Genomic DNA, 15,204 nt, shown 5'->3' on the forward strand with positions numbered 1-15,204 from the left:
TAAGAGATAGAGTTTCAGTGTTCGGTTTTGAAGGAATAAATAAAATTTCTTCACATTTAGCTTTGTAGCTTTTTTCTGAGAATGCGTAGCATTCTCTTAAATAGCTTGCGAAGCAAGATATTTTCCTCGATAGCTCAATGGTAGAGCACTCGGCTGTTAACCGAGTTGTTGTAGGTTCGAGCCCTACTCGGGGAGTTTTTTTATCAGATACATTAGATACGCCAAGCGGCGATAACACGCGGCTCCATGGTCAAGCGGTTAAGACATCGCCCTTTCACGGCGGTAACACGGGTTCGATTCCCGTTGGAGTCATTTTAATTAAATATGGCGCAGTAGCCAAGTGGTAAGGCAATGGTCTGCAACACCAGTATCCACCGGTTCAAATCCGGTCTGCGCCTCTCCTGAAGGGCCTCAGAAATGTAATGTTTCTGGGGTTTTTCTTATCCAGAAAAACTTACGCATAACAGACCTATATATCACTGAAACCTGCGTAAAATCAATGGTTACAGGGATTTTCTTATGCTTCTGATACGGTTAGATAAGTCAGAAAATGATAATATTAGCGGATTATATAAAGATTTAAAAAGGAAATATTGTGCAAACAAAAGTTATATTTTTGTATAATTAAGTATTGAACATAATAAATCATATTCAGAGAACCAATTCAGTAATTTTCAAGTGAATTTAGAAAAAGAGAGCATTCCTCAGGCCGTCCTGCATACAAAAAGAAGATCAAATAGAAGTGCCATTCAAGATCCGGACAGCATAAGAAATACTTATAGTATTTCCTAAATGACTGTTTTATAATTGAAATAAAAATGTAAAAGAAGGTATTGCTGGGGAAAGACTATGGGAAATCAGGAACTGGACTATCTGGTTGTAGTGTATATGAGTTTACACAAGGGAGAATGAGTACATGAAAGCAGCAATTATTTATGCATCGGTTCATCACGAAAATACCAAAAAGGTGGTGGAAGCAATCGCCGGTGAAAACGTGGTAGATCTGATCGATGCCACGAAGGAAAAAGAAAGAGATTTGTCAGGATATGACCTGATCGGCTTTGCTTCCGGGGTGTATTATGGGAAATTTCATCAGACAGTACTCAATTTTGCTTCTGTCAATTTGCCGGCAAATAAAAATGTATTTCTAATCTGTACCTGTGGTGGCAGTGCGGCATTCCAGTCAATAGAAGAAGTTGTAAAAAGCAAGCAGGGGAAGATTGTCGGGAAATTCTCCTGTAAAGGATACGATACCTTCGGACCGTTCAAGCTGGTTGGAGGGATTGCCAAGGGACATCCCAATGACAAAGATCTGGCAGATGCGGTAATATTTTATAAAGGAATCATTCGGAGGTAGACAGAAATAGCAAAGGATCAAAGATTTGAGATCGTATATTCACAGGGGACGATAACTGTTACGGAAATTTGGGTGGATAAAGAGACCGGGGTAAATTATTTATATCATGCAAGTGGCTATTCCGGAGGTTTGACACCATTATTGGATAGAGAAGGGAAGCCTGTTATTTCGCCAATTATGAACAGCAGCAGCTCCCGGTCACACGACAGGAATTTGAAAACCGGTCCATGCTGTATCATATCCTGGAAGACATGAAAGCGTTTCTTGACATCAAAAAAGACTTTATCACAGCAAGGTGATGTATTATAATGTAAAAACCAAATTAGATAAGAAAGTGGAGGAAAACATATATGTTAGAAGCAGGAAAAAAAGCACCCGATTTTGAATTGCCGGATCAGGACGGTGTAATGCATAAATTAAGTGATTATGCAGGGAAAAAAGTGATTTTATATTTTTATCCGAAGGATAACACACCAGGATGTACGAAACAGGCATGCGGTTTTTCAGAGAGATATCCGCAGTTTGCGGAAAAGGGTGCGGTCATTCTTGGAGTCAGTAAAGATTCCGTGGCTTCTCATAAGAGATTTGAAGAAAAATATGGTCTGGCATTTACACTTTTAGCTGATCCGGAACGTAAAGTTATTGAAGCCTATGATGTCTGGAAAGAAAAGAAAAACTATGGAAAAATATCTATGGGCGTGGTTAGGACCACATATCTTATCGATGAACAGGGAGTCATCATCAAGGCTAATGATAAAGTCAAAGCAGCAGATGACCCTGAAAATATGCTTAAGGAATTAGAAGGATGAAAATCATACTGTCTCCTGCAAAAAAGATGGTAAGCGATACGGACAGCCTTGCACCGGTTAATGTGCCAAAACATATGGATCAGACAGCAGAGATATTGAGTTTTATGAAGAGTCAGTCTGAAGAGGAGCTGAAAGCAGTCTGGAAATGTAACGATAAGATTGCCGAACAGAACTTTCACAGACTGGAAACTATGGATCTGTACCGTGGACTTACTCCGGCAGTATTATCCTATGAAGGAATCGCATTTCAGTATATGGCACCAGCTGTGTTTGAGGATAGACAGCTTGCATATGTACAAAAGCACTTGAGAATCCTGTCTGCGTTTTATGGTGTTTTGGAACCGATGGATGGGGTGACACCGTACCGGTTAGAAATGCAGGCAAAGGTCGGGATAGGAGATGCAAAAAATCTGTATGATTACTGGGGGGAGAGATTATATCGTTCAGTGATTGATGACAGCAGGGTTATCATTAATCTGGCATCAAAAGAATACTCAAAGTGCATAGAAAAGTATCTGACACCTAAGGATACCTATATTACGATCTCCTTTTGTGAGTTATCGGGAAATAAACTGGTAACGAAAGGGACATATGCCAAAATGGCCCGAGGGGAAATGGTCCGGTTCATGGCAGAAAGAGAAATTGAGAATCCTGAAGAGATACGAAAATTTGACAGACTTGGATATACTTTCAGAAGAGATTTGTCAACTGAATCGGAATATGTATTTGAACGAAAATGAACAGACTAAAAATATTATTGTGATGTTTGCGGATGGGAGTATGATGAAGACCGATATGTGAGAATATTAAAATTAAAAAATAGCAATTTGCACAATTTATTCACTATCTCATGGAAAAAATCAGTGCTTTTGCGTTGCACAAGACTAACTGTATATGATATTATAGCAAAGCAATACGCAGTGCGAGAGGCATGGTAAGTCTGATCAAAGCTGCGTATTTATTTTACTATTTGGTTAGTAATGACTAACCTAGAAAAGAAAGGAGTTGATTTTATCAAGTCGCATCGATCAACCATTGTCCTGCTTACGATACTGTTTCTCTTGTCCTGTTGCTCCTTATTTGTAGGAGTCATCGATATTATGCCTGCAGATCTTTTTAATGGAGATCCGGAGCAAATGGGGATCTTTCTCATCTCCAGGCTGCCCCGGCTTCTGGCAATTTTGTGTACAGGTATAGGAATGAGTGTGGCGGGGCTGATCATGCAGCAATTGTGCAGCAACAAATTTATTTCTCCCACAACCGGTGCAACGATCTCCTCTGCCCAGCTTGGCATTTTGCTTGCGCTGTTGTTTATGCCGGCTTCCAACTTGTGGAGTCGCGCCCTTTTTGCCTTTGCTACGGCAATCTTAGGCACATGGGTTTTTGTCTGGTTCATCCAGAGGATCCGGTTCAAGGATCTTGTTATGGTTCCGCTGGTGGGTATCATGTTTGGAAATGTGATCGGCGGAATTACCAGTTATCTTGCCTATAAATATGAGATGACACAGGCGCTGTCCTCATGGCTGGTAGGGCATTTTTCACTGATACTGAAAGGCCGCTATGAAATCGTGTGGCTGACAGTGCCACTGGTGATACTGGCATTCCTGTTTGCAAACCATTTCAATATCGTAGGTCTGGGAAGGGATTTTTCCCAAAACCTTGGAGTTCCCTATAACCTGGTTCTTTTTTCCGGCCTTACGCTCTCCGCTATGATTACCGCAATAGATTACATGAAAATTTAATAGAAAAATTAAAAATCGTCTATTGACACAACAAAAGGCTGCCTGCTACAATCTACGCAATTCACTTTGAATAGAAGGAGGTAAAGATAGATGATGAAACGTAAATTGATTTTAACCGGCGCAGCACTGTCCCTGGCAGTGGCTATGACCGGATGTGGCGGTAAACCAGTGATAAATCAGCAGCCAAGCAGCCAGGCACAGCTGATCAGCATGGAAGCAGCTCAGGAGGTAGCGTTAAAGGCAGCCAATATTGCTGCGGAGGATGCAGCAATTTCAGCGACGACCTTGAATGAAGTAGCAGGGACGTCCTGCTATAAGGTTGAGTTTACTTCGGGCGATTATGCTTATGCCTACACTGTAAATGCAGAAACGGGTGCAGTCATGGAAATGAGCAGCCGGGAGAAGAATGCGGTAGATACCCAGGCACAGACGGAGGCGACAGTCCCCGCTGCCGATTCTGCCACAACGCAGAGTTCTGCCGCAGCTACCGCACAGACGGTAACCGGCACAGTGGATGAGGAAATGGCACAGAAGATAGCTCTTGAGCATGCCGGAGTGAAGGCAACGGATGCAACGATCACCAAGTCAAAGCTGGACTATGAAGGCAGACGCCAGGTATATGAAATTGAATGGTACGCAGGCGGTAAGAAGTACGACTATGAAATAGCCGTGGATACCGGTGAGATTTTAAGTTCCGCATACGATGAAAAAACATCCGGATGGAGTGTCAGCAATAGCAGTAACGTTACTGTCAGTGAGGCAGATGCAAAGCAGACGGCACTTGGCCGTGTAAGCGGTGCAACACAAAAGGACATCTGCGAATGGAAATTCGATTATGATGATGGACGTCCGGAATACGAAGGCAAGATCATCTATGGCGGAACGGAATATGACTTTACGATCGATGCATCCAGTGGAGCTGTCATAGAGTGGGAGGCTGAGAGCGTCCGTTAGTTATGCTCATAAAAAAGTAAGGGGTTGTATTCCCGGTAATATGTGAAAGCGTCTAGGTCATTCAATCGGATATGGAAAGAAAGAGACAGTGCACAGCCGAGACTTTTGGAAGCGATACTGTATAAAGACAACTTTAACAGAGCGTATAAGAGAGTTAAGGCAAACAAGGGAGCACCGGGAATTGATGGCATGACCATTGAGGAGGCTCTTCCATATCTAAAGGAACATCAACAAGAGTTAACCGACCGCATTTATCGTGGAAAGTATACTCCGTCTCCAGTAAGACGAGCCACGATTCCACTCAAAAGAGGGCTCATTGCCCTCTTTTATCAATCCGCATAGTGTCCACGGCAGGAAATAATCCACAAAAATCCATTTTCATCAATGTTGTAGACGAGTCTGTTTACATCATCAATTCTTCGGCTCCACGCTTTTCTGTGACGAAGCGGTTCCGGTTTCTCTGTCAACCGATGTGATTCATGAATCGTATAAAAATCATGGAATAAATAATATCAATATGATAGATTATAATTTGAAAAGACCCTCTTGAATCGTTTGGATCAGGTGTTTATGATAAGATGAAATAAGAACATAGCGTAGCTTATTAGGAGATCATTATGTGTGGACGGTATTATGTGGATGACGAAACAGCAGAAGAAATCGAAAAAGTAATCCGCTTGGAGAGATCCGGACCATCAAACAGCTGCAGATACACTCCCAGGAACGAAAGAACTATGCAGGTATTCCATCCATAGAGTTTGATTGTACGATTGTCATTTTAGGCAGACAGCTAGCCGCAAAGCTGATATACTATATGTCAGAGGGCAGGTGGGTGCTGAATTTTAAATAGTAAGAATGGAAACCATACCTATGAAAATGAAAACTGAGGAAACCATAAAACTGATCAAATATGTTACCGGCTCCGTAGCTGCCGTACTGCTTGCAGCAGCCCTGCAGCTTCAGTTTGCGTATGCCGCAGGGATTATCACTCTCCTGACGATCCAGGACACGAAGAAGGAAACTGTGCGGATAACAGCGAAGCGCATGATCATATTTGTGATCATGACGATCTTGTCAGCAGTGATCTTTCCGTTTGCCGGATATCATGTATGGGCATTTGGTATTGTTCTGATCCCATATCTGTTTAGCTGCATGGCATTAGACATGAAGGAAGCGATTGCTCCTATTGCAGTACTTTGTACACATTATGTTTCAGCTAAGAGCTGCAGTCCGTCCATGATTCTGAACGAATTCCTGATCCTGGTGATCGGAGCGGGGATAGGCACACTGTGGAATCTCTATATGCCGGATGGCAGAAGACAACTGTTGGATTATCAGAAAACTGTGGATGATAAAATCGTGTACATCTTACACAGAATGGCGATCTACATTGAACTGGAGGACAAGACGGATTATACTGGAAGCTGCTTTGATGAACTGGACGCAATGCTTGTGAATCTGAAAAAAGAGGCATTACGATATATGAATAATCATCTGATCACAGAGGATGATTACTATTACGAATATATGCAGATGAGAGCGAGACAGTGCGTGATACTGAAAAGAATATATGCAGATATCATCCGTCTGACCACTACGCCGGAGCAGGGGAAAGCACTGGCAGATTTTATACGTCAGACTGCCGATGAATTTGAAGAACAAAATAATGTGGAAACCCTGCTGTCGGAGTTAGAGACACTGCACCACTATTATGAACAGCAGCCGCTCCCGGTCACGAGACAGGAATTTGAAAACCGGTCCATGCTGTATCATATCCTGGAAGACATGAAAGCGTTTCTTGACATCAAAAAAGACTTTATCACAGCAAGATAATGCGAGACTTTGACCAGAGAACATAACAATATAAAAAACGAGATCAGGAGGCTATCAGAAATGACGGAAAGAGAAAAAATGTTACGTGGAGAGTTGTATGATTCGTCGGATAACGAATTGGAACAATTACGTTTGCATGCACGTAAATTAGCAAGAAGATATAATTTGACAGATGAGGATCAGCAAGAGGTGCAGACACAGATATTGCGGGAATTATTGCCGGCAACAGAGGAACTTCCGTATCTGCAGGCACCGGTCTATTTTGATTATGGATGTCATACTTACTTCGGAAAATATAGCTCTGCTAATTTTAATTTCACATGCTTAGACGTAGGTGAAATACATATAGGGGATAATGTGATGATCGGTCCTAATGTTACATTGGCAACTCCTATGCATCCATTATTGCCTGAGGAGCGTAATGTCAGGAAAAGAGAAGATGGCAGCCTTTATACTCTTGAGTATGCGAAGCCGATCACTATAAAAGATAATTGCTGGCTGGCATCCAATGTGGTTGTTTGTGGTGGTGTTACCATAGGGGAGGGATGCGTCATAGGAGCAGGAAGTGTTGTGACCAGAGATATTCCTCCCTATAGCCTGGCAGCCGGCAACCCATGCCGTGTTATTCGCAAAATAACCGAAAAAGATCATATGATTTTGACATAGAGCATTCGTAAGGGTTAACATGTTAAACAGAGAAATACAATCAGACAGGAAAAACAAAAATATAATAGGTATGATGCAAAGCTGTCTTATATTGATCCTGGTGGTTCTTATTATTATGATAAAGGTACAGATTACCAGGTTACAAGGGACTGCACGTGTGATCAATTATGCAGGTCTGGTGCGTGGAGACACGCAGCGCATGGTGAAATTAGAAATTACAGGAAGCCGGAGCGATGAATTGATAAAATATCTGGACGATATTCTGAGCGGATTAAGATATCAGGATGGACATTATGATCTGGTAAAACTTCACGATAAAGAATATCAGGATAAATTGCAGGTTCAGAGTGATTATTGGGAGAAATTAAAAACAGAAATCGAGGCAGTAAGAAGCAAGGGCTATCAAAATACAGATATTGTGAATATGAGCGAAATTTATTTTCATATGGCAGATGAAACGGTATTTGCTGCGGAAAATTATTCAGAAAAAATTGCAGTAAAGATACGTACGATAGAGCTGTTGTCAGCGCTGGATATGTTGTGTCTGGTGATTCTGGTTATTATGCAGACGCTGACAGCTATGAAGATGGCAATGAAAAATAAGCTGTTAGAACAGAGGGCATATACGGATGCCCATACCGGACTGCCTAATAAAGGCGCCTGTGAGGCTCTGCTTAGAGATCAGGATACCATTGTTGAGCCTACAGCCTGCATCATGTTTGATCTGAATAATCTGAAGACTGCAAATGATACCATGGGACATTCGGCAGGAGACCGGTTGATCATGGATTTCGCCCGGCTTTTACGTAGCGTGATCCCGGACAAGCATTTTGTGGGAAGATATGGCGGAGATGAATTCATGGCTGTGATTTATCATACAAGCAAAACGGAGATTGAGGAACTGTTACAAAGCTTAAGCAGAGAAAAAGACAGATTAAATAGTAATGAAGATCAAATCCCGATCGACTATGCATGCGGATGGGCACACTCAACGGATGAAGGAACCTGCACACTGCAGATGTTATTGGATAAGGCAGATTCCTATATGTATGAAAATAAACAACTATGTAAGAAGCGTAATTTATGTTCACGTCAAGGAGCTCAAAAATAGAGTAACTATTCAGAACACCATTCGCAGAACGCAGTTTTGCAGCTCTGAATAGTTACAAAAAGAATTTAAACTAGAAAAAAATTTTATATATTTTTTTAATAGATTTTCCCGATAAACAGTGCTATATTGTAATCATTTGAGTACATAGAAGTTGAATTAATAATTTACAAAGGAAGGAAAACTATCATGGAAAAGATCAAAAAGCGTATAGCTAACTTAAAGGTTGCTGGAAAATTAAAATTGTATCGAATGACAGTGCTTGTTATGACATTCTTTTTAGTGTTGGTGGCACTGATCTCGACATTAGTGATCCGTTCAAATATAGAGAAGATCACGGAGGTCTGGTCTCCGGCATTGGAATATCTGCAGGAATTAGAAACAATGACTGCAAAATATAGAATCAAACAGTATCAACATCTGGTAGAATCAGATGATGCTGTTATGACCTCCTGCGAAGAAGAAATTCAGAAGCTGGAGAGTCAGATCGAGGATACCGATGCGAATCTGGAGGCAATCATGTCTGCAGACAGAGATGCTCAAGAAGGACAGGACGATTACGAAGTAGCAAACGCTGCATGGGAAGAATACAGAGCTGCTTCGGATGAAATTCTGAATTTAAGCCGTGAGGGCAAACAGCAGGAAGCAGCGAAACTGATGACCGGAGAGGTGTATGAAGAGTATACGGCATTTGCTGAGAAATTAGCTACATTACGTGACGCGTTCCAGGTAGAATTAGACCGGGCAAAGACCATGGCCAATGTATGCACCATCATCATATTTGTCGTGATCGTGGCAACTGGTCTTGCGATTGCTGTAGTGACGACACTGATCGGAAGGATCATTACCAATTCCATTACAGAGCCGGTAGAACAGATAGAGGCAGCAGTTGCCAGCCTGCGCAAGGGCGAACTGTCCAACGTAGAAATGCTTACCTATGAGTCTGAGGATGAGCTGGGTGGTACCATCAGGAATCTGAAAGAAGCCATGGGTATTCTGGCAGATTATGTCAGCGAGATCTCTGTGGAGGTAAAGGCAATCGCACAGGGTGACTTGACCAGAAATGGTGATGACATTACGGATTTCCTGGGCGATTTCTCGGAATTGAAGACATCACTGCTGTATATCCTGAAGCGGTTCAACAGTACCCTGACTGAGATCAGAAATCTGGCAGAACAGGTATCATCGAATGCATCAGAGGTGGAAAATGCATCAAAATCCCTGGCGGATGGTGCAACAGAGCAGGCAGGAGTCATCGAGGAATTGAATGCCACCATTGACACTGTCGTGGATCTGGCTGCAGATACAGCGAAGGAAACGCAGAGCGCATCTGCACGTGTAAAAACCTCTGCAAATAAAGCAAACGAAGAAAAAGAAAAGATGAACGAGCTGCTGACGGAGATGGAGCACATTACAGAAATCTCCAAGGAGATCGGTAATATTATCACCGATATCGAGGATATTGCATCCCAGACCAACCTGTTATCCCTGAATGCCTCCATTGAAGCTGCCAGAGCAGGAGAAGCAGGAAGAGGCTTTGCGGTGGTTGCGGATCAGATCGGCAAGCTGGCAGCAGACAGTGCAAAGTCCGCTGTAAATACGAGAGATCTGATCGATAAGACCTTAGTGGAAATTGAAAAGGGCAATACGATTACAAGAACAACAGCAGACGCATTCAATCAGATCATTGCAGATATGGAGTCCTTTGCAGAGATTGCAGAGAATACCATGGAGAAAGCCAACTCCCAGGCAGAGTCCCTGGAGCAGATCGGCAAGGGAATTGAACAGCTGTCCGGCGTGGTACAGGGCAATGCCGCATCCTCAGAAGAGAATACCGCGATCAGTATTAATTTGGCAGAGGGAGCAGCCAAGATGCATGACCGCGTGAATATCTTTAAGCTATTCTAGAAAAATGGCAGGAATAGAGTGAAGCTGTCGGAAGGAAGGTTCTTGTTGTGATTAATGATATATTTAAAGTGTTTGGAGAGCAGACAGCAGAAATCTTATTTCAGATCATTACAGAATGTATGGATGATTACCTGTATATATTTGATCTGCAGAATAATTCCTTTGAGATTTCACAGTCAGCTGTGGAACGGTTTCATATATCGGAAAATGTCCTGACAGATGCTGCAAATGAAGTTATGAAGGTAGTGTATGAGGAAGACCGCGAGATGCTTACAAAGCATCTCGCGGATATATGTGAAGGAAGAGAAAAGGTACATAATCTTCATTACAGGTGGCTCGATAAAGGCGGTATGCCTGTATGGATCAACTGCCGTGGTATCGTGATCGATGATCAGCGGGGAAAGGCAGTGTATCTGATTGGATGTCTGAATGAGACCGGCAACAAGAGAAGAGCCGATAATGTCACAGGACTGCTTGGCGGGCCGGAATTCCTTGCTTACCTGTGTTCACAAAAGGAACCCATTTCCAAGGGCTTTTTGATGCATGTAGGAATTGATGATTTCGGAGCAATCAATAGCTCCAGGGGAGCTGATTATGGTAATTATATCCTGAAAAGCGTAGCCGGCTGTATGAAGGAATGCCTTTCAGACAAGCAGAGAATTTACCATCTGGTAGCGGATCAGTATGTGATCGTGGATCTGGACGCCTCTTCCGCGGAAGACGCTGTGGCACTGAAAGAAAAGATCACAGATAAACTTCATAATTTCATAGTAACCGAAAATTATGAAGCTATATTTTCTATTTCTATTGGTGTTATAGATGCAGCAACATTTTGTGAGGGAACCGAAGAATGCCGCAAAAAGTTTGAATTTGCCTTGAAACAGGCAAAAAGCATGGGTAAAAACGGATTCTATGTTTTTGACCAGGATGACTATGAGGTCTTTTTGCAAAAAGGAAGAATTGTAGCAGCACTTCGTAATGCTATTGTAAACAATTATGAAGGCTTTGAAGTCAATTATCAGCCGATCGTGGATTGCCAGACGGAACAGATCATTGGAGCAGAGGCACTGATGCGTTTTTCCATGATAACGGAAGAGGGACGGGAGTTTGTTTCACCGATGGAGTTTATCCCACTATTGGAAGAGACCGGATTGATCATTCCCGCCGGAAGATATATTTTGAACGAAGCCGCAGCAATGTGCTGTGAAATGCAGAAATATATTCCGGACTTCCGGATGAATGTAAATGTATCCTATGTTCAGATCCTGCAGGGCAATGTGGAGCGGGATATTCTGGATGCAATTCAAAAGTATGCTTTAAAGCCGGAATGTTTATGCGTTGAAATGACAGAAAGCGGATTTATGGATATGACACCATCGTTCTGCAAATTCCGTAAGAGCCTGGACACGAACGGGATCCCCTTCGTGATCGATGATTTTGGAACAGGATATTCAAATCTTCATTGTATCCGTGATATGAATCCGAGTTATGTGAAAATGGACAGGGATTTTACGGCCAAGGCGATGAACAGTGCCAGGGATTATGAATTATATAAAAATATCATCCCGATGGTACATAGTATTAACGTCAGGATATGTGCAGAAGGCATCGAGGAAAGAGAATGGCTTCTGAAAATGAAAGAAATGAAGGTTGATTATCTGCAGGGATATTATTTTGGCAGACCATGTGGAAAAGAACATTTTCTACAACAATATGCCAAAGGCATCAACGTTAAGTAAAGAAGGTAAGGCAGACTCAGCTATGTGGGGCTGCCTTATTTTATGGTCTTATCAGAAGGATGAATTCATAACGGCTTCTTTCAGTTTTTCCAGGTCATTGGCATCAGGGTGAGACAATGCACAGTCAAAATTCTGGATCAATACATCAAGATTTGCCGGATGATCGGGAGCCTCCTTCATTTTCAAGTAGCGTTCCCTGACAGACTGCGGCATTCTGCCCTGACACATATACTCTCCGACGATAACATTGCTTGCATCAACGAACTGCTTAACCTGACTCAGGATTTTCCGGAAATAGATATCGCTGCCACCAAAGCCGGCAGTTCCAAACAGAAAAATCTGTTTATTCTTTAACTGCGATAATAGCTGTAATGTCTTGGTATCTGCATTTCCCTTGTCTGTCCAAAATCCGATATAGAGCAGTTCGGAGGAAGGGATCACAGTGTCGGCCTCACCGAAATACTCACATTCATCCTGAGGTAATGCTTCATGGACTGCGTCAGCCAGCATCCTGGTATTACCTGTTAAGCTGCTATAAACGATGGAACATTTTTTATTCTTCATATCATGTTGTCTCCTTTCATAGGATCATGAAATTATCATATCGCATTCCTATTTTAGTTCGGAAAGCATGATTTGTCGAATGAATTTTTCATAAACATTTTACGGGGGAAAATAGATAGTTATTTTTTCCAGCTGCATGTGATAAACTTATTCATAAATGGATGAAAGATCATGGACTACACCTGGATATAGGCATAAAAGCAGGGGCTGCCCGGTATCATTTAATGAGGTAGAAAAGTTGACAGAAGAGAAATATACGATTCGAAAGTATAAAAGAATTTTATTTTATGTGGTAATACTTGTGCTGCTTGCGGCATTCCTTTTGGGACAATCTATTTACCCAAGTGAAAGGGAAACGGTCACGGAGGAAAGCATTACTTATACCGGAACCTTTTACCGGGTGCTGGCAGACGGAACCAAAGAGGAAATCCCGGTTCCGGGCAAATGTGATGTGCCTGCCGGAGAGCCTCTGGTCATCCGGTCAGTGCTCCCACAGGATTATCATGAAAATACGATCGCCATCAGGTCCTCTCTGGAGAATGTGCGCATTTACATCGGTGGGGAACTGAGGGCGGTGTATGATACGGAGAATACCAGACCTTTTGGGAAAAATTCTGCCAGTGGGTATGTGTTCTGCGAGACATCCGGCGAGGATGCGGGACAGGAAGTGCGGATTGAACTGCAGTCCTTTACCGACAAGTATTCCGGTGTCGTCAACACGGTATATTGTGGGGATAAATCAGATATCTGGGCATATATGTTCCACTGCTATTTTATGGTAACTCTGATCGCCTGTACGATGTTGTTTGCCGGACTGGTCGTGCTGATCATCAGTCTGGTGCTTGATATTATATATAAGACGAGATTTGATCTGGAGTACCTGGGATGGTGCATGCTCCTGGGAGCAGTGTGGATGCTGGGAGAATCGAAGCTGCGCCAGCTGTTTGTTTCCAATGCTTCTATTCTGTCGAATATGTGCTTCTTCGTTGTGATGCTCTGCCCGGTTCCGATCATGTTCTATATTGACAGTGTGCAGCAGGGAAGGTACCGGAAGGTCTATCATGTGGCAGAGTGTATCACCTGTGTGAATTTTGTACTATGCACGGCCTTACAGCTACTGAATATCGCAGATTTTATCTCGACAATGTTCTTGTCCCACCTAGTGATCGCAGGAACGTTCCTGACGATATTTATCACCATTTGCCGGGATCTCATCAAGGGAACGGCGAAACATTACAAGCTTCCGCTGATCGGACTGGTAGCTGCCATGATCGCAGTCATGCTGGAAGTGACAGCGGTGTATCGAGTGGTGTCATTGTCCGGGATCTTTATCGCAACCGGACTGGTGGTCCTGCTGGTCGTTACGCTGATCCAGACAATGGACCGCATCCGCGAGCTGGAGCTGGCCAGGCAGAGAGAGGCCAGGGAAAGCCTGGATTATCTGACTGGTCTTCCCATGCGTCATAAGGGTGAAAAGCTGATCCTTGAGAAAATGCAGGAGCATGATGGCTGTCTGGGATTTGTCGATATGGATAATCTGAAGAAGATCAACGATGTCTATGGACATAAGGCAGGGGACCGTGCTCTCAGGCTGGTAGGAGCAATGCTCACAGAGTGCATGGAGAACGCAGTGGTCTGCCGGCTGGGAGGAGATGAATTCCTGTTCTATCTGCCGGCGGCATCAGAAGCAGAGGTGAGCATGCGGATAAGAAAGCTGTTTGACAGCTTTCGTGCGGCAAAAAATGTCACGGCGGAGACTTCACCGGCATCCTTGTCCTGCGGTCTGTGCATGTGCAGACAGGGAGGAAACTTTGAAGAATATTATATAAAAGCGGATAAGGCGTTGTATTATGTCAAACAGAACGGTAAAAACAGTTACCGGTTTTATGAGGAGCTGGAGGAACAGCAGCTGGATACACAGGCCAGAAAAAATGACCTGGAGGTAATCGCCGGAGCATTGCTGGAGAGCGGAAGCTATACAGGAGCATTAGATCTTGACTATCGTGAGTTTGCCAGACTGTATCAATATGTAAGCAGCCTGGGAGAACGATACCGGCACCGCTGTTATCTGGTGCTGGTCACCATGGATGCAAAATCAGACCAGACGATGTACATTGATCATATCGATAAAGCAATGGAGTGCATGGAGAAAGCAATCCGGCAAAATATCCGGAAGAACGATATATGCACCCGATACAGCTCTCTCCAGCACCTGATCATACTGGTGGAAGCAGAAGAATCGTATATCCCGGATATTTTACAGCGGATATTCATGAATTATTATGATGCCTACGGCAGGAATGATTTTCTTCCCCAGTATGAGTACAGGAAGATGACACAGGCATCAGATGGAATCCCGGGAAAAACAGAAGATGAAGATTAAAAAGCATGCTGTAAGCTCCATGACGGGTGCTTACATGGAATCATATGAAATCATATCAAAAAACCCAGGCACATCGGCTCAGCTGATGTGCCTGTTTTAAGCAAATTTTTTATTAAAAAGTTTACAAAATTTTACGATAAT

13 protein-coding genes, 3 tRNA genes and 2 pseudogenes are annotated in these 15,204 nt (G+C 43.0%); 16 read left to right on the top strand and 2 right to left on the bottom strand.

Annotated elements, in window-relative coordinates; all coding sequences use genetic code 11:
* The first annotated feature begins 123 nt into the window (after positions 1-123).
* From DW835_RS14155 to DW835_RS18485, 10 genes and pseudogenes are all read left to right on the top strand, one after another.
* Positions 124-195, top strand: a tRNA-Asn gene (locus tag DW835_RS14155).
* A gap of 45 nt (positions 196-240) precedes the next feature.
* Positions 241-312, top strand: a tRNA-Glu gene (locus DW835_RS14160).
* 14 nt (positions 313-326) lie between these two features.
* Positions 327-398 (top strand) — tRNA-Cys (locus DW835_RS14165).
* Positions 399-916: 518 nt separating this feature from the next.
* On the top strand, positions 917-1,357 hold the full coding sequence (locus DW835_RS14170) for a flavodoxin family protein (RefSeq protein ID WP_117467540.1): 441 nt from the start codon (positions 917-919) through the stop codon (positions 1,355-1,357).
* A gap of 6 nt (positions 1,358-1,363) precedes the next feature.
* Positions 1,364-1,612: a DUF6440 family protein gene (locus DW835_RS18480; RefSeq protein WP_347559388.1), complete on the top strand. Its 249-nt coding sequence runs from the start codon at positions 1,364-1,366 to the stop codon at positions 1,610-1,612.
* Between the two features lie 95 nt (positions 1,613-1,707).
* Complete coding sequence (gene bcp / locus DW835_RS14185; protein ID WP_117467542.1) at positions 1,708-2,166, top strand: thioredoxin-dependent thiol peroxidase; 459 nt, start codon at positions 1,708-1,710, stop codon at positions 2,164-2,166.
* The gene (gene yaaA / locus DW835_RS14190) at positions 2,163-2,906 is read left to right on the top strand and encodes a peroxide stress protein YaaA (RefSeq protein ID WP_118731320.1); all 744 of its coding nucleotides are present in this window, start codon (positions 2,163-2,165) and stop codon (positions 2,904-2,906) included. Before bcp ends, yaaA begins: the two co-directional genes overlap by 4 nt.
* A 240-nt stretch (positions 2,907-3,146) precedes the next feature.
* Entirely contained in the window at positions 3,147-3,908 is a 762-nt protein-coding gene (locus DW835_RS14195; protein ID WP_279221286.1) for an iron chelate uptake ABC transporter family permease subunit, read from the top strand.
* A gap of 90 nt (positions 3,909-3,998) precedes the next feature.
* Positions 3,999-4,862 (top strand): PepSY domain-containing protein, encoded by an 864-nt coding sequence (locus DW835_RS14200; protein ID WP_118731321.1) that lies wholly within the window; start codon positions 3,999-4,001, stop codon positions 4,860-4,862.
* Positions 4,863-4,904: 42 nt separating this feature from the next.
* A pseudogene (locus tag DW835_RS18485) lies at positions 4,905-5,150 on the top strand (group II intron reverse transcriptase/maturase); the annotation flags it as partial.
* A 41-nt stretch (positions 5,151-5,191) separates the two neighbouring features.
* Here the strand turns inward: DW835_RS18485 and DW835_RS14210 are convergent.
* Positions 5,192-5,320, bottom strand: a pseudogene (locus tag DW835_RS14210) (type II toxin-antitoxin system YoeB family toxin); the annotation flags it as partial.
* Between the two features lie 412 nt (positions 5,321-5,732).
* Between DW835_RS14210 and DW835_RS14215 the strand changes: the two are divergent.
* The 5 genes from DW835_RS14215 to DW835_RS14235 all read left to right on the top strand — a co-directional run bounded on the left by DW835_RS14215 (position 5,733) and on the right by DW835_RS14235 (position 12,116).
* Positions 5,733-6,695 (top strand): aromatic acid exporter family protein, encoded by a 963-nt coding sequence (locus tag DW835_RS14215; protein ID WP_182430325.1) that lies wholly within the window; start codon positions 5,733-5,735, stop codon positions 6,693-6,695.
* Between the two features lie 60 nt (positions 6,696-6,755).
* Positions 6,756-7,361, top strand: coding sequence for a sugar O-acetyltransferase (locus tag DW835_RS14220; protein ID WP_118538784.1), 606 nt, complete (start codon positions 6,756-6,758; stop codon positions 7,359-7,361).
* A gap of 115 nt (positions 7,362-7,476) precedes the next feature.
* Positions 7,477-8,472, top strand: coding sequence for a diguanylate cyclase (locus DW835_RS14225; protein ID WP_347559384.1), 996 nt, complete (start codon positions 7,477-7,479; stop codon positions 8,470-8,472).
* A 186-nt stretch (positions 8,473-8,658) separates the two neighbouring features.
* Positions 8,659-10,377 carry a methyl-accepting chemotaxis protein gene (locus DW835_RS14230; protein WP_118731324.1) on the top strand — a complete coding sequence of 573 codons (1,719 nt, stop codon included), beginning with the start codon at positions 8,659-8,661 and terminating at the stop codon, positions 10,375-10,377.
* A 47-nt stretch (positions 10,378-10,424) separates the two neighbouring features.
* Positions 10,425-12,116: an EAL domain-containing protein gene (locus DW835_RS14235; protein ID WP_118731325.1), complete on the top strand. Its 1,692-nt coding sequence runs from the start codon at positions 10,425-10,427 to the stop codon at positions 12,114-12,116.
* A 51-nt stretch (positions 12,117-12,167) separates the two neighbouring features.
* Here the strand turns inward: DW835_RS14235 and bilS are convergent, their stop codons facing one another.
* The gene (gene bilS, locus DW835_RS14240) at positions 12,168-12,680 is read right to left on the bottom strand and encodes a flavodoxin family protein BilS (protein ID WP_118731326.1); all 513 of its coding nucleotides are present in this window, start codon (positions 12,678-12,680) and stop codon (positions 12,168-12,170) included.
* Positions 12,681-12,918: 238 nt separating this feature from the next.
* Here bilS and DW835_RS14245 point away from each other — a divergent pair, with 238 nt between their 5' ends.
* Complete coding sequence (locus DW835_RS14245) at positions 12,919-15,063, top strand: GGDEF domain-containing protein (protein WP_243037195.1); 2,145 nt, start codon at positions 12,919-12,921, stop codon at positions 15,061-15,063.
* Positions 15,064-15,204: the final 141 nt, after the last annotated feature.

Source organism: Clostridium sp. AM34-9AC (assembly GCF_003480225.1).
Lineage (GTDB): Bacteria > Bacillota > Clostridia > Lachnospirales > Lachnospiraceae > Acetatifactor > Acetatifactor acetigignens.

Bases quoted from the DNA above. Each gene is read 5' to 3' on its own strand.
- DW835_RS14200 (WP_118731321.1), top strand. From the start codon at position 3,999: ATGATGAAACGTAAATTGATTTTAACCGGCGCAGCACTGTCCCTGGCA.
- DW835_RS14220 (WP_118538784.1), top strand. From the start codon at position 6,756: ATGACGGAAAGAGAAAAAATGTTACGTGGAGAGTTGTATGATTCGTCG.
- DW835_RS14215 (WP_182430325.1), top strand. From the start codon at position 5,733: ATGAAAATGAAAACTGAGGAAACCATAAAACTGATCAAATATGTTACC.
- DW835_RS14230 (WP_118731324.1), top strand. From the start codon at position 8,659: ATGGAAAAGATCAAAAAGCGTATAGCTAACTTAAAGGTTGCTGGAAAA.
- DW835_RS14170 (WP_117467540.1), top strand. From the start codon at position 917: ATGAAAGCAGCAATTATTTATGCATCGGTTCATCACGAAAATACCAAA.
- yaaA (WP_118731320.1), top strand. From the start codon at position 2,163: ATGAAAATCATACTGTCTCCTGCAAAAAAGATGGTAAGCGATACGGAC.
- bcp (WP_117467542.1), top strand. From the start codon at position 1,708: ATGTTAGAAGCAGGAAAAAAAGCACCCGATTTTGAATTGCCGGATCAG.
- bilS (WP_118731326.1), bottom strand. From the start codon at position 12,680: ATGAAGAATAAAAAATGTTCCATCGTTTATAGCAGCTTAACAGGTAAT.
- DW835_RS14225 (WP_347559384.1), top strand. From the start codon at position 7,477: ATGATAAAGGTACAGATTACCAGGTTACAAGGGACTGCACGTGTGATC.
- DW835_RS14195 (WP_279221286.1), top strand. From the start codon at position 3,147: ATGACTAACCTAGAAAAGAAAGGAGTTGATTTTATCAAGTCGCATCGA.